Genomic DNA, 21750 nt, shown 5'->3' on the forward strand with positions numbered 1-21750 from the left:
GTGTCAGGCTGGGAGAAGCCGAGCCGGACGGACCAACCAGGCGACACGGTCCGAAGGACCAACCAGGCGACACGGTGATGTCCGCTGTGTACCGCTGGTGGCCCGGGGCCCGCTGACGAGCTCTCCGCAGGATCCGCCGAGGCGAGATCTGTTGAGAAAGGTGGCGACCGGTCATGACCCGTACCAAGCGATGGACGGTCGACGTGTTCCTGATCGAGGACGACGGCCACACCCGCGCGGAGGCGGCCCTGCACACGGGGCCGCGTGCGGACGCCGGACGCGGGCTGCGGGGTGTCGGGCACGCGCGGCGGCATCCCGCCGACACCGAGATTCCCGAAATCGGCGACGAGGTCGCGGTCTCCCGCGCACTGTCCGAGCTGGCGTATCAGCTGCTCGACGCCGCGGCCGGCGACATCGAGGCGGTCACCCACCAGACGGCCCGCCTGCGCATGCCGCAGCACCACCAGGGCATCCGCCCCTGACGGCGGCCGAGCCGCGGCCCCGCGGTCAATCCCCGTCCGGCCGCGAGGCCGCCCTGAAGATCAAATCGTTGCGGCAATGCCGTCAACAGCGTTGACCACAGCGATGCGGCAGTAGTTCAACGCATCAGATCACGGGAACGAGGGACAGCCGGCCGCTCCGGCAGCCGTATGCCTACTCGTTCTCATGACCGGGCGCTGGGACGGGGCCGCTGGGCGGGGAGACGACGCGGCCCCCGGTCCGTGATCGACCGGGGGCCGCGAACGGGCCGCGAACGGGGAAGAGCCGTGAACGAGGACTGTCGTTACGGCTTCACGGCCAGGTCGGAGACCGCGGTCCCGGCCGGGAACTGCCCGATCAGGCTGACGTGCCCGGTGAGCAGGTTGACCGAGTAGAGGCCGTACTGACCGGCGACCGACAGCGCCGCGAACCCGGCGGCGTCGACGGAGGTGCCCCCGGAGACCGTGCTGTAGATGTCGAGACCGGCGTTGAGAGCCGGGTCCACGCCGAGTGCGCCGACCGTGGTGAGGGTGCCACTGTTCGGCGGCGCCTGGATCGCCAGCTGGTTGAGGTTGGTGTCGATGGTGAACAGCGTGGTGCCGGTCGCCGGGTCGCTGTCGTTGTTGGTGTAGGCGACGGCGGTGGCACCGAGGGCGGACAACGGGGTGTCCGTGGTCGTCACATGGGTGACGACATCGTGGTGCAGGTTCAGCCCCGAGTCACTGACGACGCGCAGCAGGCCGTCGACAGGGTCGAAGTCGACGCCGAAGGAGGTGAAACCGGACGGCGGGCCACCCAGGTGGGACACTCCGGTGGCCACTCCGGTGGTGGTGTTCAGCGTGTAGACGCCGCCACCGTTGCCCACGCCGTAGAGCAGCCCGTCCTGGGGCCGGTAGTCGATCCCGATGAGCGAGGTGTCCTGGCCGATGAGCCCGGTGACGGGCACCCCCGCCCCCGCGCGCTGCGGGGACCGGGTGGAGAACGGGACCAGCCTGCCGCCATCGCTGGTCAGGCCGACCGCCTGCAGGTTGGGCGTCCTGCCGTCCGTCCCGGCCGGGCTGGCGGCGGTGGCCTGCCCGGCCAGCAGCGGCACGGTCCCCAGGGTGCCTGCCAACACGGCGGTGGCGAAGGCCGCTTTCAGCTTTCTACGCACAGTTGCTCCTTGGCTAGCTCATGCACCGGCAGCTCGCGTACCGGCGCGGCGCTGCGGGACACGTCGCCTCAACAGCGACGAGATGGCCAGACGACGACTTTCCGTAGCTGACTGGCCACGACATGAAGTAGACACGTAGAGCAACCACAAGTCAACTATCTGCCAACAAGGACGCTACAAACGGCGACTTCGCCCGGAGCGGGGCAACAGGCACAGCGGCACACGACCACACAGCGACACAGCGACACAGCGACACACGACGGCACAGCGGCCACGCCGTTCCAGACGGCAGCGACGGCTACACCGGCCGTGGCTCGACGCTGGCCCTGCCGCCCGGCCGGGACGCACCGCACGACACGCCGACGGATGGCACGCCGACGGATGGCACGCCGACGGATGGCACGCCGACGGATGGTGGGGCCGCGGTGGCCGCCGGCGGGTCCTATCCCCAGCCGAGCTCGGCGAGCCGCCCGTCGTCGATGCCGAAGTGATGGGCCACCTCGTGGATGACGGTCACCCGTACCTGCCCGACGACCTGTTCCTCGGTCCGGCCCAGGTCGCAGATCGACCGCCGGTAGATCGTGATCCGGTCCGGCAGCACCCCGCTGTACCAGTCGCCCCGCTGCGTCAGCGGTACCTCCTCGTAGAGCCCCAGCAGCCCCGGCGACGGCGGCTCGTCCTCGACAACGACCGCGATGTTGGACATCTGACGGCCGAGCTGCGGTGGCAGGCTGTCCAGCGCCTCGGCCACCAGGGCCTCGAAGCGCTGCCTGGACACCTCGACCACGTCGGTGAACCTACCTTCAGACGCCGTCCCGGCGCGGCGCCGCCATACCGCCGGGCACCGGCACGGGGAATGAACAGGCCTGGATGGACGTCGGCCGCCGGAGAAGATCGGCGTAATTTTGTCGTTGTGTACGCTTTTACGGCCAAAAAGCGTACACAACGACAAACTCTTCTGGATCATGGCCTGTGCGGGTGGTCGTGGATGGGCTCCGCGCTACCTGACCGGCGCTCCAGGGGGACGTCCAGGAGGACGTCCGGCGGACGCCCGGGGAACATTGTCCGGCGTCCACTGCTTCTCATGATGTAATTATGTAAGCGGGACAGGAGGCCGGGATGCAGGATCCGCTCGATGCCTACTCACAGGTCGTCACCCGAGTCGCCGCCACCGTCTCCCCCGCTGTCGCGAGCCTGCGGGTACGGACGCCGCGTGGCGAGGGAGCCGGATCCGCCGTGGTCTTCACCGATGACGGCTTCCTGCTCACCTCCGCCCACGTCGTCGACAGCGGACCGAGGCGCGCGGGACGGCAGACCGGCGGCGGCGCGGCGGGCATGGCCGAGTTCGCCGACGGCACCCACAGCGAAGTGGACGTGATCGGCGCCGATCCGCTCTCCGACCTCGCGGTGCTGCGGGCCCGTAGCGGCACGCCGGCCCCGGCGGCGCTCGGCGACGCCGACACGCTCTCCGTCGGTCAGCTCGTCGTCGCGGTGGGCAGCCCGCTGGGCCTGACCGGCAGCGTCACCGCGGGGGTCGTCAGCGCACTCGGCCGCTCCCTGCCCACCCGGGCCGGCGCCACCGTCCGCGTCATCGACGAAGTGATCCAGACGGACGCCGCGCTCAACCCGGGCAATTCCGGCGGCGCGCTGGTCACCGCCGACTGCCACGTCGTCGGGGTGAACACCGCCGTCGCCGGGATCGGGCTCGGGCTCGCCGTCCCGGTCAACGCCACCACCCGCCGCATCCTCGCCGCGCTCATGCGCGACGGCCGGGTACGGCGCGCCTACCTGGGGGTCGCCAGCACCCGGGCACCGCTGCCGCCACACCTGGCCGAGCGGTCCGGCCGGCGGCACGGGGTGCGGCTGGCCGAGGTCGTCGCGGGCAGCCCGGCCGGTCGCGCCGGCCTGTTCGCCGACGACCTGGTGCTCTCCGTCGCCGGGCAGCCGGTCGCCACCCCGGGGGATCTGCAACGGCTGATGACGGAGGACACCATCGGCCGCCCGCTCGAACTGACGGTGTGGCGGCGCGGCGCGCTCGTCGACGTCATCGTCGTCCCGCAGGAACTGGCACTCACCTGAGAAGATCGGCACGAGTTTGTCGCGGTGTACGCCGATATGGCAAAAATGCGCCTATACAGCCAGAATGTACTGATGCTGCCAGCATGCGCCAATACAGCCAGAATGCGCTGATACGGCCAGAAAACATGAACATACACGACAACAGACTCACGCCGGTCGCGGCCTGGTGGGCGAACGTCCGCGGGCGGCCGCCGGCCACCGGCCCGCCCAGGCGGGGACGGTGGCCGCCCGCGGACGGTGGCGCCCCGGGTGCCCGAGGGAGGGGGAGGCACCCAGGGCCGTCAGTGGCACCCAGCCGTCAGCCGCACGGGAACAGCTGGGCGTAGGTGCGGGCGCCGACTGTTCCGTCGGCCGCGAGGCCGTGCCGCCGCTGGTATTCCTTGACCACCCTGGTGGTCTGCGGGCCGAATATCCCGTCGACGGTGAGAGGATATCCGATACCGGTCAGCCGCCGCTGTACCGCGGCCACCTCGGTACGCATTTTGCTGCCGTTTCTCACGGTTGCCGTGGACGCTGGCAGCGAACAGTTCCGGGTGATGTAGCTGATCCCGCTGACGGGCGGGACAGGGGCGCTCGACCGCGTTGTCGACATGCTCGCCGGGCTGGCTTTCGCCGCTGCCGCGGCGGCGTTCCCCCGCGCCAGATGACGGCGGTAGGAACCGTTGGTGTAGGCGCTCCAGGCACGCACGCCCTGACTGTCGCACACCTTCTTCGCCGCCCACGCGTTGGTGGCCGGGTCGTACAGGTTCCGGCCCGCCAGCCAGCCCGTGTGGACCCGCGCGTTGATCTGCCAGAGCCCGCGGGAGTCCTCACCGTGCGCGTTACGCGCCCTGGCGTTGCCACCGGACTCCGCGAGCGCCACCGCCACCCAGGTGCCCAGCGGCACCCCTCGGCAGCTGGGCAGCCCCGCGTTCGCGGCGACACGGGCGATGGCCGTGTCGGCGACGACGGCGGGCCCGGACGGCCCGGCCGCGCTGGCCGGGGCCGCGGTCAGCATCATTCCGGCCGTCGTCCCGATGAGCCCGACGGTGCCCACCAATGCCGCGCCGTTGCACCGGCCGGGTTTTCTGTGTCTTCCCCTGGACATGATCAGTTTCTCATCCAAAAGTATCGTCGAAATGGCTCGTCAAATTCACTGGCGGCGCCAGGACAGCATTTCCTTCGAGCAGCCGACGGTTTGCTCTTCCCAGCGCGCCTGATCGACTGGAACACGTCGGGCAGACCGGGGCGCAGGCCGTCGACCGCATTCGTCCAGAAAATTTCCCGGTCATTTCCGGAGCGCTCCGGGAGAAGCACCGTGCGCTCCGGCCGGAATTTTCTGGATATCCGGCGCGGGACCCGCGCCGGACCTGCCCGGGGCTCCAGGAACAGTTACCCGGCAGTGGCCGGGAGAAATTTTCGCGGCGGCCGCCGGCTGTTGCCCGCGCTGTCCGCCCGGGGCACCCGAACACCCCGTGGCCGCCAGCCCGGCCCGGGCGGGCGGGTCACCTGATACGGCCGACCAGATGGCTGCCGGTGTAGACCTTCTGGAGCCGGACCACGGCCCCGGTGTGCGGGGCGGCCCACATCATCCCGTTCCCGGCGTAGATCCCTACGTGGTGGATGCCGCCCGGCCGGCCGAAGAAAATGAGGTCACCGGGCTGCCGGGCATTCTTCGATATCTTCTGGGAGGCGTTGTACTGCGCGTTGGCCGTCCGCGGGACGCTGCGGCCGAGCTGCTTGTAGATGTACTGGACGAGGCCGGAGCAGTCGAACGCCCGGGGCCCCTCGGCACCCCACACGTACGGCTTTCCGGCCTGCTTCGACGCCAGATAGACGAGTTTCGCCCCGAAACCACTGGTGGACGTCGAGAAACTCACCGGCTGCGCCGACAGCGTGCGCACGCCCGCGGCGGCGGCCGGCGACGAGGCCGCCGACCAGACGGCCGGGGTGATCGTGAAGGTAGCGGGCCGGGCAGCGGTCGTGCCGGCCGCGGTGGTCGTGCCGGCCGTGGCGGCGTCGGTCCACCCCGTCCCGCCCGTGCCCGCGCCACGGTCGTTCGCCAGGGCCGGTGCGGCCAGCCCGGAGAGGGCGACGGTACCGGTGGCCGCGGCGGCAACCGCGGTACGTGCCGATATCCGGCCGAGGGCGGAGCGGGTCGTGGGCGCGCGATGACGACCGCGCCTGGAACTGGGACTGGGATGACCTACGGCAGCCGGACCTGAATTCACCTGGTGTGCAGGCAACGATGATCCTTCCCATACGCCTGCGAGGTTAGCTGTCGGGTTCGGGCCGGGAAGCCCGGTCGACGCGCGGATACCTGCGCGGCCGACTTCACCCCAAGGACGGCCACCGTGGTGGCGACGTCCGGCGGAAAGGTGGGTCCCCCGCTTCTGTCCTGGCGATCGCTAGTCGGAAGACACCGGACCGTGGACAGAACTCGGCGTGCGGTCCGGTGCCGTTGAGAGCCCGGCCAACGTAGCGAACTACTTTTGGTAACCGCAAGCGGCGGTTTTCTCGGCATGTCGGCGCACAACACTCACCGTACGCATCATTTACGCGGGCCGTCCCAGGATGGCTGCCGGGACGGTACGAGCTGGCCGCAGCGTGATGGCGCTACACACCGCTCCCATGGTTAACCAGCGCGTATCGTGAAACGGCCGATGCGGACCGGCAACAACATTTTTTCCACCGTTGTGTTTCGCTGTCGGGCACAGCATTTGCACTGTCGGGCACAGCATTTGCACTGCCCGAAACAGCGTTTGCGCTGTCGGGCGCAGTGGATCGCCCGGGTGGGCCCACGGACCGCCGAAGCAACGCCACGAACCCGGACGTGCGCACGCCGCGGCCGGCGGCATGGCCAGCGCGGACGGCGCAGCGTCCGGGCATCAGTGACGCCCGGGCACCAGCGGGGCCGCCGGTCCGCCCCGGGCCAGGCAGGGCCCCGGGCGGAGCGGCGTCGGTCAGGACTCGACCCAGCCGCGCGCCTGCGCGAGGGTGGTCAGTCGCTGCCGTATCTGGCTTATCTGGCCGCCGGTCAGGGTCGGCACCGATTCGATGAGCGTCTCGGTCAGCAGATGCCGGAACTCCCCGACGGTGAGGACGTCGCACATGTCGTCGTCGTCGGCGCTCGAACGCCCGTTGACCACACCTGGGGAGACCACCGGATACACGGGCGCCGGACGGGCCGGAGCCCGGCGGATCAGACGGACGACCGAGGCCTTCGGGCCCCTGTCACTCTCCTCCGCCTCGAACTCCACCAGCGTTCCGGGCTGGAACAGGTGCTTCTCGTCCTGAAGATCGTTTGCGTGCATGAAAACGTCGTCGCCACCGGCATCGGGCGCTATGAAACCGTAGCCGCGAACCCCGTCGAAACGCAGAATTCTACCAGTACCCACCACATCTGCCCCTGTACAACCTCTGTGCCAACCAGCCCTGTACCAAGTGAACTGCACACCAGACGAACCTGTGTACAACCAAGCCCCAGGACCGCTCGCGCGACCGCAGGACCTGCTCACCGTCTCAGGTACGCCTACCCAGGTCAAGCCCGACACCCGGAGCGCGGAACGACCGACAGCGGCCGATGGGGAACGAGCGCGGATACACCGGGGCGGAACGGCCGACCAGCTGACCAGCTGACCGGCCGGCCGGCCCCCGGAAGCGCCCCGGGGGCCAGCCGGCCGTCGACGTCATGGTCACAAGCCGCGGATCCGTGTCCTTACGGTCTACGCCGGGTCACCGGCGGCGTGGACGGCGGCCAGGCTCTGCCTGGCGGCGTCGACCACCGCCCGCGGGGTGAAACCGAATCTGGTCTGCAGGTCCCGCAGCGGGGCGGACGCGCCGAAGGTCCGCATCCCGATGATCACCCCGTCCGGGCCGGCGTACCGTTCCCAGCCGAGCGTGGCGGCCTGCTCGACCACGACCCGCGCGCGGACCGCCGGCGGCAGCACCTGCTCGCGGTACCGCGCGGGCTGCCGCTCGAACAGCTCCCAGGACGGCAGGCTGACCACCCGGGCGCGCACCCCCTGCGCGGCCAGCTCCTCATGGGCGGCCAGGGCCAGGTGCACCTCGCTGCCGGTACCGATCAGGATCACCTCGGGGTCGCCGTCGGCGGGGTCGGCCAGCACGTAGCCGCCGCGGGCGAGCCCGGCGGCGTCGGCGTAGCGGGCCCGGTCCAGCGTCGGCAGCGCCTGCCGGCTCAGGACGAGCGCGGCCGGCTCCTGCTCCAGGCCCATCACCACCCGCCACGCCTGCGCGACCTCGCCCGCGTCACAGGGGCGGATCACCAGCAGGCCGGGGACGGCCCGCAGCGAGGCGAGCTGCTCGACCGGCTGGTGCGTCGGCCCGTCCTCCCCGACCCCGATGGAGTCATGGGTGAACACGTGGATGACCGGCAGCTCCATCAGCGCGGACAGCCGCAGGGCGCCGCGGGCGAAGTCGGAGAAGATCAGAAAGGTCGACCACAGCGGCCGCAGCCCGGACAGGGACAGCCCGTTGGCCACCGCGGCCGACGCGTGCTCGCGGACGCCGAAGTGCAGGTTGCGCCCACCCGGGCTGGCGGCCTGGAAGTCCCCGGCGCCGTCGACGGTCAGCCGGGTCTTCGTCGACGGGGCGAGATCGGCGGAGCCGCCGACCAGCCAGGGCACCCGGGCAGCGACGGCGTTGAGGACCTTCCCGGAGGAGTCCCGGGTGGCCAGGCCCTTGCCGTCGGCGGGGAAGACGGGGATGTCGGCGTCCCAGCCGTCGGGCAGCTGCCCGCCCCACAGCAGGTCGAGCTGGCCGGCGAGATCGGGATGTGCCTCCCGGTAGCGGCCGAGCAGGGCCAGCCAGCTGTCCCGCTCGGCCCGGCCCCGCTTGCCGACACCGGCGGCGAAGTGCTCGTACACCCCGTCGGGGACGAGGAAGCGGGCCTCCGGCGGCCAGTTGTAGAACCGCTTCGTCGCCCGGATCTCCTCCTCCCCCAGCGGCTCCCCGTGCGCGGCGGCGGTGCCCTGCTTGGTCGGGGCGCCGAAGGCGATCTGGCTGTCGACGATGATCAGGGTCGGGCGGTGCGGCTCGCGGCGGAACGTCTCGAAGGCGCGGCCCAGGGCCGTGCGGTCGTTGGCGTCACCGACCCGGGTGACGTTCCAGCCGTAGGCGATGAACCGGGTGGCCACGTCCTCGGTGAACGCCAGGTCGGTGCCGCCCTCGATGCTGATGTGGTTGTTGTCGTAGATCCAGCACAGGTTGGCCAGCCCCAGGTGGCCGGCCAGCGACGCCGCCTCGGCCGCGACCCCCTCCATCAGGTCGCCGTCACCGCACAGCGCGTACACGTCGTGGTCGAACACGTCGAAGCCGGGCCGGTTGAAGCGCGCCGCCAGCCAGCGCCCGGCGATGGCCATGCCCACCGCCGTCGCCGCGCCCGTGCCCAGCGGCCCGGTGGTCGCCTCCACCCCGGACGTCCAGCGGTACTCCGGGTGGCCGGGGCACTTCCCGTCCAGCTGGCGGAAGCGTCTGATGTCGTCGAGGGTGACCGCCGGCCCGCCGGGCGTCTCATAGGTGGGGCCGACCGCCCGGACACCGGCCAGGTGCAGCATCGCGTACAGCAACGCCGACGCGTGCCCCGCCGACAGCACGAACCTGTCCCGGTTCGGCCAGGAGGGATCGTCGGGGTCGAAGCGCAGGAACTCCTGCCACAGCGTGTAGGTCACCGGTGCCATGGCCATCGGGGTGCCCGGGTGCCCGGAGTTCGCGGCCTGCACCGCGTCCATACACAGTGTGCGGATCGTCGCGACGCACAGATCGTCCGTGTCGGTGATGGCCGGCTGTTCGGTGGGCGTCATGTACATCCTTTGTGTCGGATAGGACGCCCACAACGTCCGTCGCAGGCGCTTGCGGGTCCACGCCCTAGATCGTATCCAGCGGTGACGGATCTCCGGTGGGCGTCGGGGCCGTGCGGGCGCCGCTGTGGCCTTGCTCCCGCGCTCTCGTTTCCCGGCTCCGATGTCAGGAGAGAACGTACCGGCCGACGGCGTCACTACGGTGACCGTACGTACACGCGGGTACGTCCGCGCGGACGGAGACGCAGACGCGGGGGACCGGGCGGGAAGCTGTCAGCGAGGCTGCCCGCCGGCCGTGTGGTCCGGCCCGTCGGCGAGGCCACCGAAGGCGGCGAGGCCCCCGAACGCCCTGGTCAGCTCGCTGGGGACGATCCAGACCTTGTTCGCCTCGCCCGCGGCGATGCGCGGCAGGGTCTGCAAGTACTGGTAGGCGAGCAGTTTCTGGTCGGCGTTGCCGGCATGGATCGCCCGGAACACCGTGGTGATGGCCTCCGCCTCGCCCTGCGCGGCGAGGATCTTCGCCTGCCGCTCTCCCTCGGCGCGCAGGATCGCGGCCTGTTTCTCACCCTCGGCGCGCAGGATCTCGCTCTGCTTGACGCCCTCCGCCGACAGGATCGCCGCCCGGCGGTCCCGCTCGGCGCGCATCTGCTTCTCCATCGAGTCCTGGATCGACGCCGGCGGGTCGATGGCCTTGAGCTCCACCCGGTTGACCCGGATGCCCCACTTGCCGGTCGCCTCGTCGAGCACACCGCGCAGCCTGGTGTTGATCTCATCACGGGAGGTCAGGGTCTGCTCCAGGTTCAGACTACCGATCACGTTGCGCAGCGTCGTGACAGTGAGCTGCTCGATCGCGCTGATGACGTCGGCGATCTCGTAGGTGGACGCGCGCGGGTCGGTGACCTGGAAGTAGATCACCGTGTCGATGCCCACGACGAGGTTGTCCTCGGTGATCACCGGCTGCGGCGGGAAGGTCACCACCTGCTCGCGCAGGTCGACGCGTTCACGGATCCGGTCCACGACGGGGATGACGAGGGCCAGGCCCGGGGTGAGGGTCCGGTGGTACCGGCCCAGCCGCTCGACCACGACCGCCCGGGCCTGCGGCACAACCCGCACCGCCCGGCTGAGAAAAACCAGCAGCACCAGCAGAACGACCGCGGTGGCGATCAGCCCGGTCATCGACGCCTCCCCGGTCCCAAGGCCCGCTACAGCTGCGCGGGGTGGACGATGGCCGTGGCGCCGTCGATGCGCAGCACGCGCACGCTCGTGCCCGGTTCAAGGACCTGACCGTCGATCGTCGCGCGGGCCGACCATATCTCACCGCGAATCCTGACCCGGCCGTCACCGTCACCGTTAACGGGCTCAAGGACGACACCGGTCATGCCGATCAGCGCGTCGGTACCGGTCGCGACGGCCGGCGCCTGGTGCAGGTGACGGCGCGCGACCGGCCGCAGCCCGAGCAACAGCACCACGGAGGTGGCGGCGAACGCGACAAGCTGGATGGGCAGCGGGCCGCCGGCCCCGGCGGCCGCGCCCGCCACCAGGGCCGCGAGCGCGGTCATCCCGAGAATGAGGGCAAGGGTAAGCATCTCGCCCACGCCAAGAACGCCTGCGATCACCAACCACCACAGCCACGGCGGCATGACCATCATGCTATCCACGATCCGGCCCAGGGCGTAAGGGCTGGCATCCAGCCGACACCCGGCTCCCGCGGCTCCCGCGGGTACTTCTCGGTGCCGGCACGACCAAGCACGTCTCCTTCCGCCAGGACGCATCCTGGCTTCAGGGCCGCCACCGGACCCGGGGGGCCTCACCCCGGCCGGCGGGGTGGGGTGGGTGGCCCGCCGACCCGTAACGGCCCGCTGGGCGGCACGGGAATGCCGTGCGTGCCGGGGAGCACCACCCGCGAGCCGCAGTTGGCACAGCTGAAGCGGGTGGAGGCCGCGCCCGACGCGGTCACGGTGGGCTCGGGGCCGAGCAGCTCGTGCTCTCCCTGGCAGGTGACGCAGTAGCCGGCGCCCGCCGGGCTCTCGCCGGGCACCGGTTCCGGGCGGCCGGGCAGGCACAGCCCGCCAGCGGGCGGTGGCGGCAGCCGGGGGGTCTCGTCGATGTCGTAGGCCACCTGCCAGTTCGTCACCGTCAGCTCACCGGGCGAGGCAGCGATGAACGTGACGGGTACCTCGGTGACCATGACGGCCTCCAACGTCACCCGGCGCAGCCCTAGCACGGACCCCGCAGGCAGGACGACGCGCACCTGCGCCGCGTCCGCGCCGGGAGGGGCCGTACCGATCCTGACCTGTGGGACGGCCGCCGAGGACGGCAGCGGCACCGACAGTACCGCCCCGGTCGGGCTCCCGGCCGCCGACCAGACAACCTCCGCCGACGGCACCGCGGCGGCGCCGGCCGGAGCCGCCGCGTCGATCAGGAGCCGGTACGGGCGGCCGGCCTGCACGCTCGCCCGCTGCGCGAGCGTCACCACGACCGCCGCGCCGTTGACCAGGCTCAGATGATCCGCCGCGGAGGTGGCGTCGAACCCGGCCGGAGCCGGTGGGCTGAGCTCCCAGCCGACCAGCACGTCGTCATCGAACATCAGGTCCGCGTTGGTCAGCACACTCTCGGTGGCGCGCAACGAGACCTGGTCCACCGCTGCCACCACTCCGGCCGGCGCCCGCAACCGCAGTTCCACCTGTTCGGCGCCGGCGGGGGAGGTCAGGACGGCGTGATGTGTCCGCAGCCGCGGCTGTACCCCGACCGCCGGATCCTCGCCGGAGCGCGCCACCGTTGTCGTGAGCCCGGCCGCGGCCTCATCCGTGGGCCGCTCCCGGATCGGCACCTCGTCCGTGCGCTCGACCGTGCAGCCGGCCGCGCGCCAGTGCAGCTCGGCGGCCGCGCCCGCGGCCGAGGCCGAGGCCGTGAACGTCAGTTCGTACCGGCATCCGCCCGAAACGGGCATGACCTGGGCCAACGCCGACGTCGCGATGAGCTGCGGCTCATCGTCGCCCGGTGCGCGGGCCAGCTCGTCACCGCCCGGGGCTTCGGCACCGATCATCGCTGCCCGGCCGCCCGGCGGCAGGCAGCAGGGCCGGACGACGCCAGCCGTGACCACCCAGTCCTCGGGCACCAGGGTGCCGATGGTCAGCACGGTGAACCTGTCCGGGGTCTGCGGGGCCGTCGGGGTCTGCGGGGCCGTCGGGGTCTGCGGGGCCGTCGGGGTCTGCGGGGCCGTCGGGGTCTGCGGGGCCGTCGGGGTCTGCGGGGCCGTCGGGGTCTGCGGGCCGGTGGCTGGAGCTTCGGGCAGCGCACCTTCGGGCAGCAGCAGGTCCGCGACATACAGCCGCTCACCGTCCGGGGTGATCACGCAGTCCGCGGGCCCGCCACCGACCGCCACCCGGTCCACGACGCGGGACCGTGTCAGGTCCACGACCGCCACGGCATCGGCGGTGCGCAGGGTGACGAAGGCATGGCGTCCGTCCCCACTGACCGCGACGCCCGACGCCCTCGAGCCGTCGCGGCCGCTGTCCGGGCGCAGGCTCAACCGGTTACGCACCACCGCGGACGTCAGGTCGACGACGCTCAGCGCGGCCCCGGAGTGCACGACGGCGGCGGTCCTGCCGTCCGCGGTGAGCGCGCATCGAATCGCCCCGTCGTCCAGCGGGATCGGCCCGCCGCGGACAGCCAGCCGCGCCAGGTCGATCGCGACCAGCGCGCAGCCGTGCTCCCCGCTGGTCAGAACCCACAGCGTCAAGCCGTCGGGGCTGACCGCCAGATCGACGGGGGGATCATCCAGCACCGCCTCGGCGCCCCACAGCTTGCCCTCCCCGCCCGGGGCCTCGCCGGCGCGGACATCGGACGCCGCCACGGCGACGACGCTGTGCGCGACCGCGGCCTCTGCGCCACCGGCTCCCCCACCGCCTTCAGCTCCCCCACCGCCTTCAGCGCCGCCGTCGGCACCAGCGTCGGCACTGCGCGTACCGGCCAGGTAGAGAGTGGTTCCGTCCGGGGAGGCAGCCACCGCCGTCAGTCCGCCGTGGGCCAGCGTGACAGGCGTGGTCCGGTCGCCCTCGACGTCCACTGTCACCAGCTTCTGGCCGTCCAGCAGAACGTAGCCGTAGCGCCCGCCGGGGTCGGCGGCCAAGCCGTCCAGCGAACCGGCCGCCGGCAGCGTGAAAGGATCACGCTGCCGGCGGGCCTCCATGCGGTCGGGGAAGACGTCGAGCACGGCCACCTCGGGGAGAATCCTCAGCACCGCCAGATTCCCGGCCGGTGCGCCACCCGCGGCAAAGGCGCGGCAGCCGCCCGCGGCGACCGCGATCCGCCGCACCGGGAAGCCGGCAACCACGACCCGGGAGCCGTTCGGCAGGTCCGCCGTCCGGTTCCAGCGGGTGAAGCCGCCGTTGCGCACGTGCTCACCGCTCGGGCAGCCCTGGGCTTCCGGTGCCGCGGCCAGGGCCGCGTTGACACCGCCGATGATTTCTTCGGCGTTCAGGTCGATCTCCACCCGGCCCAGCGGGGCGAGCCGTTGCAGGCCGACCCGGTGGGCCGCCGCGCCTTCCCCTACCTGAAGCTCCACCGGCATCGTGAACCGGGCGGGGACGATGCGCAGCCGGAACAGCGCGGCAGCGGGCTCGGCACCGGCGACGCCCACCGGTCGCCATGACAGCCCGCCGTCCAGGCTGCGCTGGGTCGCCGGGCCGGCCGACGTGGCCGAGCCGACAGAAGCCGACGGAGCTGCCGGGCCGGTCGGTCTCGCCGGGCCTGCCGGGGTGGCCGGGGTGGCCGGGGTGGCCGGATTCGCCGGGGTGGCCGGGGCGCTCTGGGCGGTAGCGGCGGGTAACACCGCCCAGGCCGCTTCCCCGTGCTCGATCTGGAGCGTCAGCCAGTACCGGCGCCCGGCGTGGAAGGTGAACGCCGCATCCAGCCCGGCGCTGACCCACTGCGTCTCCTCGGCGACGCCACGTTCGAGTTCCACCGTGACCGGACGGGGCAGCAACGGCTCGTTCCAGGGTTTGCCGTCGGTGTCGGCGACAACGTTGAGCAGCACCGTCGCGGTCGGCGTCCCCGCCGCCACGAGCAGGTCGACGGCCGTGACCACCAGATCGTCGGCGACCACGACCGGGCAGGCCAGGGACACGTCCGCGGTCAGCGGCAGGACACCGGCCGGGCTGACCGCCCCGGTCGGACCATGGCCGACCCGGGAGGCGGCGAAGGCGCCGGTCGCCGTCGAACGCGCGCGGGCGGGTACCAGCCGGGCGCCGGCCGGAACCGACAGGCGCAGCGGCACCGCACCGGGCCGCGGCAGGCCCGCGTAGCCGTAGGTGACGGTGGCCTCGGTGATGCCGCCGGGAAGAACCGCGGCAGCCACGGTGAACTCCACCGCGAGTTCCAGATCCAGCCGGCAGAGGGTGTCCGAGTGGACCGTCAGCGGCAGCCGGTAGAACCCGTCCTCGACCTCGGCGGTGGCGAGCGCCGCCTGCAGCGCGGCGGCGACGTCCGGGGTGCTCTCGCGGCGGACCAGCTCGCCGGGACGGGACCACAACGCCGGTTGTGAGCCGGCCCGCGCCACGAGGTTGGACGGTGTCGATCGCAGGGTCACCAGGCTGACCGCCAGCGGCCCGCCCTTGCGGGTGATCTTGAATCTGGCCGCGGCCAGCCCGGGGACGGCTCCGTCGGCGGCCAGCGTGAGCACCCCGGCGAGGTGATCGTCCGGGATCAGCGGCGCCCCCCGGTCGTTCAGCCGTATGTAGACGCCGCCGAGGTCGACCTGCAGCTCGGCACCGGTCAGGTCGCCGCCGCGGATGCGGGTCAGGGTGCGCCGCTGGTGGAAGTCCAGCTCGGCCCACCGGAGGGTGGCCGTGCCGCCGCTGGACCGGGTCGCCCCCCAGGTCCCGGTGTCGCCGGTGAACGCGATGACCTCCTCGAACAACGGCGCGCCGGGTGCGGCGACGGGAGTGAGCGTGAGCACGGCGGAGCTGATCCGCGCTCCCGCCGGGATCGACCGCAGCCACACGGTGCGGTCGCCCTCGAAAGGCACACCGGCACCGTCGAAACGCTCACTCCGTCGCATCGTCCCAGACCCTCGGCTCGTTCAGCTCATCCGGCTCGTTCGGGCTTCCGGCTCGCGCGGACCGCACGCCAGGTCAGACCTTCAGCAGGACGAGGACCTTCAGGTGCTCCGTGGGGAAGTCCGTGGGGGGGCTGGCGGGCAGCTGCGGGGCCTTCAGCAGGGTCAGCCCGATCGACTGCAGGCCGAACTGGACCACCTGGACCTCCGACGGCGCGGGCGGGGGCAGGACCGAGGTGCCTTCCTGCTCGCCGGTGCCCGTGAGGTTGAGCGTCAGCCGCGGACGCATCTGGAAGTAGATGTTGTCCCAGTCCCGGGAGAGCTGCCGGACGGTCCGGCGCTCGCCGCAGCAACGGTCGAACCACGGGGAGTGGAAGTACTGGTCGTCGTCGAACCGGTCGTTCGGGGCGGCGTTGAACCTGCTCCAGAACTCGCTCTCCACCTCGCTGAGCGTGGCGTCCTCCGGCGTCTCGACACCGTACAGCTCCAGCATGTGACGCCACGGAATGTGGTACGGATGCCCGGCGACGGGATCGACGTCCACCGACTCCAGATCGCTGGCCGGGGTGTTCTCCGGCCGGAAGCGGATCCGGCTCTCGCTGCTGTGATGCAGGTAGAACGTTGCCAACGGGTTGAAGACGTGCCCGTCCTCGGAGGCGACGACCCGGAAGTAGTCCAGCTGGAAGACGCTCACCAGCGGCCAGGCGCCCAGCCGGTGGTCGATCACCGATTCCTTGCCGACTTCGAGGCGGCGCAGGACGCTGAGGTAGCCGGTGCGCTTGGGCAGCTGGCGCTGCACGTACTCCAGGACCTGCGCGGCGAGAGCGTCCGGGGTCAGGCCGGCGAGCTTCTCGGCGTCCTGGGCCTGCGCGACCCTGGTCAGGCCATCGATGGCAGCCTTGATCTGATCACCGATGTCCTTCTTGATCAACAGTTGGAGCCGTATCGAGTCGCCCGCTGTGATCAGGTCACCGGGGTTGTAGCTGACGTAGGGAGTGTTCTGGTCGGTCACGGGTTGCTCCGGGGGTCGAAGGTGGACGGGTGGGGCTCGACAGGCCGGCGGTCAGAGCTCAGAGCTCAGGTGTCGCGGGCCGGGGCCCGCCGCGATCACGGGTGACGGCCACCCGGACACCGGCGGCCTTCGCCTCGGTGACGCCGAGCGGGGACGGCTCGATCGTGGCGCGGCCGGTGAGCGACGCGGCCGGCCCGGCGACGATCGCCCGCGCCGACTCGAACCGGGCACCGTCCGTGGCCACCGACACGTCGAACCGGGCCGGGCCGGCCGGCCGGGCACTGACATTGATCAGGTTTCCGGCCGGACCGTTCTCGCGCGCCCGCAGGAGGATGAAGCCCTCCGCTCCCTGCTCGCGCAGGTAGAGCCGAGCGTGCTCCGGCCCGGAGCCGCCGCTGAGATAGCGCGGGGCGCGAAACGGCAGGGCCTGGGCGGTGAAACCGATCGGCACCGTCCGTACCGTCTCGGCCCGCAGCAGCACCGAGCGCGCGTTGACGAGCTCGACGAGGTTGTCGTCGTCGCCCGGTGGCTCGGTGACGGCGCGCTCGTACAGCTCGGGCCGGTCGGGGTCGCTGGCGAACCTGGCCTCGCCGAACCGGGCGCCGAACCGGGCCGGGAGATCCGCGGGCAGGTTGACCTCGAAGGCACCCGGGGTGTGCCGGGGCCAGCTGAAGATCCAGCCGGATGGTGGACCGGCGGGCCCGCCCGCGGCGAAGGTCTCCCGGGCCGGCTCACCGTCCAGCGCATACCCGCTGACGTCGAAGATGGCCGGCCAGCGGCACGGCCCACCGGCGAAGCGGTCCGCGGACAGGTCGTCCGGGGCGGTCCGCGGACCGGCGAACACGGCGCTGTCGAGGCGGCTGCCGGTGCATTCGAGCACCTGCCACCGGCTGCGGCCGCGTTCGAGGAGCAGGGCGTCGCCCTTGCGCTCCCGGCGGACGCGGGCGAGCCGCGAGGGCCGCTCGCCGTTGGTCACCTGCCACGCGAACGAGGACCCCGAACCGGCCGCCAGCTCCCCTATGGTGACGTCCAGGTAGCGCTCGGCGTCGGCGGTGCCGGTGCCGGCGGATGCGGTGCCGCCGTCGGCGGGGGCGTCCGGGCGCAGCGTCACGTCGAACCGCCGGGACAGGGCGGTCACCAGGACGAACGGCGGATCCGCGCGGTGGAGGACACCGGCCACCCCGACCACCGCCCCCGCGTGCTCGGCAAGTGACACCTCGCCGCCCGGCCGCGCCGCGACCAGACGGCGGCCGCCGGCACCCGCCAGCGCCCAGCCGTCCTCATCGTCGGTCCGCACCAGCTGAGCGGTCAGCTCCACCGGGTCCCCGTCCGGACGGTCGGCGTCGAAGCCGCTGGTACTCAGGGCAGCCGGGGACACCTCCACGCTCAGCCCGGTAACCTTGGGCAGCACCTGGTCGACGGCCGGCGCCCAGGGGTTGTCCAGCTGCAGGCCACCAGCGGGCACGCCGCGCGGACCGGTCCACGGCGCGGCGAGGCTCGGCACCCGGGCCCACGCCCCGAGGTGTCCGGCCCGCAGCTCGCCGGGCGCCACCGCGACCGGTTCCGCTCCCGCCGGCGCGGCAACCCGGGCCCGCACGAAGCCGTCCGGCGCCCGCCACAGGGTCAGCGCCTCCCCGGCTGCCAGCGGGCGCAGCAACGCGACGATCCGGCCCGAGTCACGTTCGATCAGGGCCGGCCCGCCGTTGCCGTGCGGCGCCTCGACCCGCACCGTCAGCCAGGTGTCGCCGGCACCGTCGTTGTCGAGGGTCACCTGGTCACCGTGGTGCAGCCAGCTGGTCGGCAGCGTCCGCTGGACCGGCGGGTATTCGACGACCTCCAGGCTGCGCGGCGGGAGGATCTCCAGCCGGCTGCCGGGGCCGGTGGTCGGCGAGGTCAGCCGCAGCCGCTGGTCCGCGGTTGCCGACACCACCCCCGGCAGCGCCGCGTCGATGGCCGCGACCACCTCCGCGAGAGTGGTCTGGGCCGGCGCCGCGCCCGCGACGTCGATCTCCCGCGGCGATCCGCCGTCGACCCGCAGCAGCAGCTTGGAGCGCAGCGCCAGGTCGGCCGGCGCCAGCAGGTCGACCGTACCGGTGATCACAGCCGGCTGGGCGGCGGCCCCCCTGGTCTGCGCCGGCACCTCCGGCCCGAAGAGCAGGGCGCGGGCGTCACCGCCGGTGTATGCCGGGACGGCGATGCGGCCCGCCGTCCCGGCCAGCCCGGATTCCAGCACCAGCCGGTTGTCGACGACGGAGGCCACCAGGTCCGGCAGGGCGGAGGTCAGGGCCGCCACCACGTCGGCGGCCCCGACCTGTCCGGGGTCGGCGGCCTGCGCGGCGCAGTCCACGGTCGCCTCCGGCCGGCCGTCCACCGACAGCACGAGATAGCGGGCACGGCGCAGGTCCAGCGCCCCGCCGACGTCGGCGCGCCCGGTGATCCTGGCCCGCTCGGCCTCGCCGCCGTGGTAGGTGCGCGCCGTGACGCCGAGGACCGCCGCGGTCGCGTCGGTGACGTCCGCGCCCTCGGGCGTTTCGATGCGCAGCCGGGCGCCCGGCCCCCGGCTGGGCGAGACCAGCGCCAGGTGCGTCCCGTCGTGGGAGGCGACGCTGCCGCCGAGCGCCACGTTCACCGTCGAGGCCAGGGCACCCAGGGAACGCCGGCCGCCCTGGTCGCCGGTGAGCGCGATCTGCACGGGATCGGCATGGTCGACGCCGATCCGCAGCGCCGCGTGCGGCGGCAGCTCCACCCCGGCGCTCAGGTCGCTGACGCCGACGAAGGCGACCCCGCCGGCGTCCCGGCCACGGGCGGACATCTCGGTCTCGCCGAGCAGCAGCCGCCGCGCGTCCTGGGCCTGGGGCACCTCGAAGGCGATCCGGCTGCCCGGACCGGCCGTCGGTGACAGCAACGTCAGCCGGTGGCCGTCGTGCATGGCGACCGGCGGCGGCTGGCCGATCAGCGGCCGGCCCGCTCGGGGCCGGTCCGGCGCCGGCTCGGCGGGCGACGACTCAGCCGGCACCGACACAGCCGGCACCGACACGGCCGTCGGGGACACGGCGGTCGGGGACACGGCGGTCGGGGACAGGGCCGCGTTCAGGCGTGCGACGATCTCGTCCAGGACGGTGGCCCGCGGCCGCGATCCGGCGCAGTCGACGTCCACCGGCGGGGAATCGTCGACGGCGATCCGCAGGTAGCGGGCTGTCGACAGGTCGACACCGGGACGCAGGTCGACGGCGCCGGTCACGGCGGCCCGGCTCGCGTCGTCGCCGCGGGCGTCGGCCCGCTCGACACCGAACAGGGTGATAGCCGCCTCGCCGGTGACAAACGCCCGGGTGACGAACCGCCGTCGGCGTTCGACGGAGACCCCGCGCACCGCCAGCCGGCTGCCGCCGCCGGGCCGGCGGGAACGCAGCACCAGGTGCTCACCGTCATGGGTGGCGACATCGGCGTCCCGACCGCCCGCGGAACCCGCACCGCCGGCGCCGCCGGCAGCCCCCGCGGCGGTGGCGGCGTCCGCGGCCAGCGCCTGGTTGATCCGGTCGACCAGGTCGTCCAGGGACAGCCGCCGAGCGCCGTCGCCGCGCAGGTCGACCTGGACGAACCGGCCGCCGTCGACGGCGAGCTCGAACAGGTAGCGGTCGAGGACCGCCACGCCCGCGGACAGGTCCGCGATGCCGGTGACGTGGGCCGCCGTCGCGGCGGCGCCTTCGGCGAACCGCGGTGGCAGCCCGAGCAGCGTCGGGGCGGCGTCGGCGCCGACCGGCTCGAGGACGATCTCGGCCAGCTCGCCGGTGCCCGGCGAGGTGAGCTGGAGCCGGCCGGCGACGGCGGCGGCGACCTCGGTGCCGACGGCGGCGTTGACCGCCGTGACGATCTCGTCGAGCCGGGTACGCTCCGGTACCGCGCCGGCACAGTTCACGGTCACCATGGGCAGGTCGTCGACCCGCAGCCGCAGCAGGGGCGCCTCGGCGAGGTCGGCGCCGGCGCGCAGGTCCACGGTGCCGGTGACCTGCGCCGGCCGGGGGTCCTGCCCGGTCCGGACGGTCGCGGGCAGGCCGAACAGGCGTTGCGCGGCGTCCTCGGCGGCCGCCCGCTGCAGTTCGATCGTGCTGGCCGCGCCCCTGGTCGGTGAGGTGAGGGTGATCCGCCGCCCGTCGTGGGTGGCGGCCGCCAGCCCGAGCGCCGTGTTGATCGCGTCGCGGACGTGGTCGAGGGCGGTGTGCGCGGGGTCGGCGCCGGCGCAGTCCACCTCGGCCGGATGGACGCCGTCGACGAGCAGGCGCAGGTAGCGGGCGTCGGTGAGGTCGACGGCGCCGGCATGGTCCACCGTGGCGGTCAGGGCCGCCGCCGTCTCGTCCGTGCCGCGGTAGCTCAGCGGCAGCAGGCCCAGCACGGCCGTTGCCGCGTCGTCCGGTCCTTCGCGCACCTCCAGCAGCGACTCGGGTCCGGACGTCGGGCTGCTCAGCACCACCCGCCCGGCCACGTCGCGGGCGGCGCTGTCGCCCAGCTCCGCGCGCAGCCGGGTGACGACGTGTCCGAGCGGGACGGCGGCGGGGTCCGCCGCGCCCTGGCCCACGTCCACCACGACGGGGGCGCCGCCGTCCAGCGCGACGTACAGGAGGTGCCGTTCGCGCAGGTCGGCCCCGCCGCGCAGGTCGGGGGTGCCGTGGATCTCGGCCCGGCCGGCCGGTCGGCCGGAGACGGTCAGGCTCGGCACGCCCAGCAGCACGGTGGCGGCGTCGGCCGGGTCGGCCTCCACCGTCACCAGCAGGTCGTCCGGGCGGCGCCACCAGGTGTCCAGCCGGCCGGGGGCGGTGTCGATGGTCAGCCCGAGCGCATCGGCCGCCACCCGCAGCACCCCGGGCACGGTGACCGTGCCCTCGAGCAGCGTGCGCACGTGACGCAGCAGGTGTTCGCGGAACGGCTCGACCGTCTCGTCGGGGCGGGGCGCCAGCCCGTAGAGCGCGCCGATCGCGCGCAGATCCGTCACGGCGGCGCCGCCGCGGTCGGCGAAGGCGGCCCAGTGCGCCTGCATCACCTCGGCGAGCAGGTTCTCGCCGAGCTGCAGCTGCCCGCCGAAGGCGTCGACGACGGCCCGCAGCGCCGAGCGGGACGCCGCCGCCCGGAAGGTGCCGGGCAGGTAGCCGAGGATGCGGTCGGTCTTGGTCGGCAT

General features: G+C 72.9%; 14 protein-coding genes and 1 riboswitch. Of the genes, 3 read left to right on the forward strand and 11 right to left on the reverse strand.

Going from position 1 to position 21750, the window contains the following annotated elements:
* Window positions 1-173 precede the first annotated feature (173 nt).
* On the forward strand, window positions 174-482 hold the full coding sequence (locus tag NBW84_RS00160; protein ID WP_250280490.1) for a DUF1876 domain-containing protein: 309 nt from the start codon (window positions 174-176) through the stop codon (window positions 480-482).
* 302 nt (window positions 483-784) lie between these two features.
* Here NBW84_RS00160 and NBW84_RS00165 read toward each other — a convergent pair whose 3' ends face one another.
* Together NBW84_RS00165 and NBW84_RS00170 are read right to left on the reverse strand one after the other, a co-directional pair.
* Window positions 785-1633: a DUF4394 domain-containing protein gene (locus NBW84_RS00165; RefSeq protein WP_250280493.1), complete on the reverse strand. Its 849-nt coding sequence runs from the start codon at window positions 1631-1633 to the stop codon at window positions 785-787.
* Between the two features lie 442 nt (window positions 1634-2075).
* On the reverse strand, window positions 2076-2420 hold the full coding sequence (locus NBW84_RS00170; RefSeq protein ID WP_250280495.1) for a metallopeptidase family protein: 345 nt from the start codon (window positions 2418-2420) through the stop codon (window positions 2076-2078).
* A gap of 332 nt (window positions 2421-2752) precedes the next feature.
* Between NBW84_RS00170 and NBW84_RS00175 the strand changes: the two genes are divergently transcribed.
* Entirely contained in the window at window positions 2753-3712 is a 960-nt protein-coding gene (locus tag NBW84_RS00175; protein ID WP_250280497.1) for a trypsin-like peptidase domain-containing protein, read from the forward strand.
* A 298-nt stretch (window positions 3713-4010) separates the two neighbouring features.
* Here NBW84_RS00175 and NBW84_RS00180 read toward each other — a convergent pair whose 3' ends face one another.
* Complete coding sequence (locus NBW84_RS00180) at window positions 4011-4799, reverse strand: peptidoglycan-binding protein (protein ID WP_250280500.1); 789 nt, start codon at window positions 4797-4799, stop codon at window positions 4011-4013.
* 397 nt (window positions 4800-5196) lie between these two features.
* Window positions 5197-5571: a C40 family peptidase gene (locus tag NBW84_RS00185; protein ID WP_445548386.1), complete on the reverse strand. Its 375-nt coding sequence runs from the start codon at window positions 5569-5571 to the stop codon at window positions 5197-5199.
* Between NBW84_RS00185 and NBW84_RS00190 the strand changes: the two genes are divergently transcribed.
* On the forward strand, window positions 5552-5866 hold the full coding sequence (locus NBW84_RS00190; protein ID WP_250280502.1) for a hypothetical protein: 315 nt from the start codon (window positions 5552-5554) through the stop codon (window positions 5864-5866). The genes NBW84_RS00185 and NBW84_RS00190 overlap by 20 nt on opposite strands.
* A gap of 73 nt (window positions 5867-5939) precedes the next feature.
* Window positions 5940-6105: riboswitch (cyclic di-AMP (ydaO/yuaA leader) on the reverse strand.
* A gap of 549 nt (window positions 6106-6654) precedes the next feature.
* On the opposite strand, the gene NBW84_RS00195 is transcribed toward NBW84_RS00190, so the two are convergent.
* The 7 genes from NBW84_RS00195 to NBW84_RS00225 form a co-directional block, all read right to left on the reverse strand.
* Window positions 6655-7092 (reverse strand): cold-shock protein, encoded by a 438-nt coding sequence (locus NBW84_RS00195; RefSeq protein ID WP_250280503.1) that lies wholly within the window; start codon window positions 7090-7092, stop codon window positions 6655-6657.
* Between the two features lie 324 nt (window positions 7093-7416).
* Window positions 7417-9513 carry a transketolase gene (gene tkt / locus NBW84_RS00200; RefSeq protein ID WP_250280506.1) on the reverse strand — a complete coding sequence of 699 codons (2097 nt, stop codon included), beginning with the start codon at window positions 9511-9513 and terminating at the stop codon, window positions 7417-7419.
* A gap of 270 nt (window positions 9514-9783) precedes the next feature.
* Window positions 9784-10686 carry an SPFH domain-containing protein gene (locus NBW84_RS00205; protein ID WP_250280509.1) on the reverse strand — a complete coding sequence of 301 codons (903 nt, stop codon included), beginning with the start codon at window positions 10684-10686 and terminating at the stop codon, window positions 9784-9786.
* A 26-nt stretch (window positions 10687-10712) separates the two neighbouring features.
* Window positions 10713-11096, reverse strand: coding sequence for an NfeD family protein (locus NBW84_RS00210; protein WP_445548387.1), 384 nt, complete (start codon window positions 11094-11096; stop codon window positions 10713-10715).
* A gap of 221 nt (window positions 11097-11317) precedes the next feature.
* Window positions 11318-15571, reverse strand: a complete 4254-nt coding sequence (locus tag NBW84_RS00215; RefSeq protein ID WP_250280511.1) for a hypothetical protein — start codon at window positions 15569-15571, stop codon at window positions 11318-11320.
* Between the two features lie 73 nt (window positions 15572-15644).
* A complete protein-coding gene (locus NBW84_RS00220) occupies window positions 15645-16580 on the reverse strand; it encodes a hypothetical protein (RefSeq protein WP_250280513.1) in 936 nt (311 codons plus the stop codon).
* Between the two features lie 58 nt (window positions 16581-16638).
* Window positions 16639-21750, reverse strand: a complete 5112-nt coding sequence (locus NBW84_RS00225) for a hypothetical protein (RefSeq protein ID WP_250280515.1) — start codon at window positions 21748-21750, stop codon at window positions 16639-16641.

The sequence above is a fragment of the Protofrankia sp. CiP1_Cm_nod2 genome, from assembly GCF_920664355.1.
Taxonomy (GTDB): Bacteria; Actinomycetota; Actinomycetes; order Frankiales; family Frankiaceae; genus Protofrankia.

Coding starts and splice junctions, on each gene's coding strand:
- NBW84_RS00160 (WP_250280490.1), top strand. CDS start 174: ATGACCCGTACCAAGCGATGGACGGTCGACGTGTTCCTGATCGAGGAC.
- NBW84_RS00175 (WP_250280497.1), top strand. CDS start 2,753: ATGCAGGATCCGCTCGATGCCTACTCACAGGTCGTCACCCGAGTCGCC.
- NBW84_RS00180 (WP_250280500.1), bottom strand. CDS start 4,799: ATGTCCAGGGGAAGACACAGAAAACCCGGCCGGTGCAACGGCGCGGCA.
- tkt (WP_250280506.1), bottom strand. CDS start 9,513: ATGACGCCCACCGAACAGCCGGCCATCACCGACACGGACGATCTGTGC.
- NBW84_RS00205 (WP_250280509.1), bottom strand. CDS start 10,686: ATGACCGGGCTGATCGCCACCGCGGTCGTTCTGCTGGTGCTGCTGGTT.
- NBW84_RS00210 (WP_445548387.1), bottom strand. CDS start 11,096: ATGCTTACCCTTGCCCTCATTCTCGGGATGACCGCGCTCGCGGCCCTG.
- NBW84_RS00215 (WP_250280511.1), bottom strand. CDS start 15,571: ATGCGACGGAGTGAGCGTTTCGACGGTGCCGGTGTGCCTTTCGAGGGC.
- NBW84_RS00225 (WP_250280515.1), bottom strand. CDS start 21,750: ATGCCGACCAAGACCGACCGCATCCTCGGCTACCTGCCCGGCACCTTC.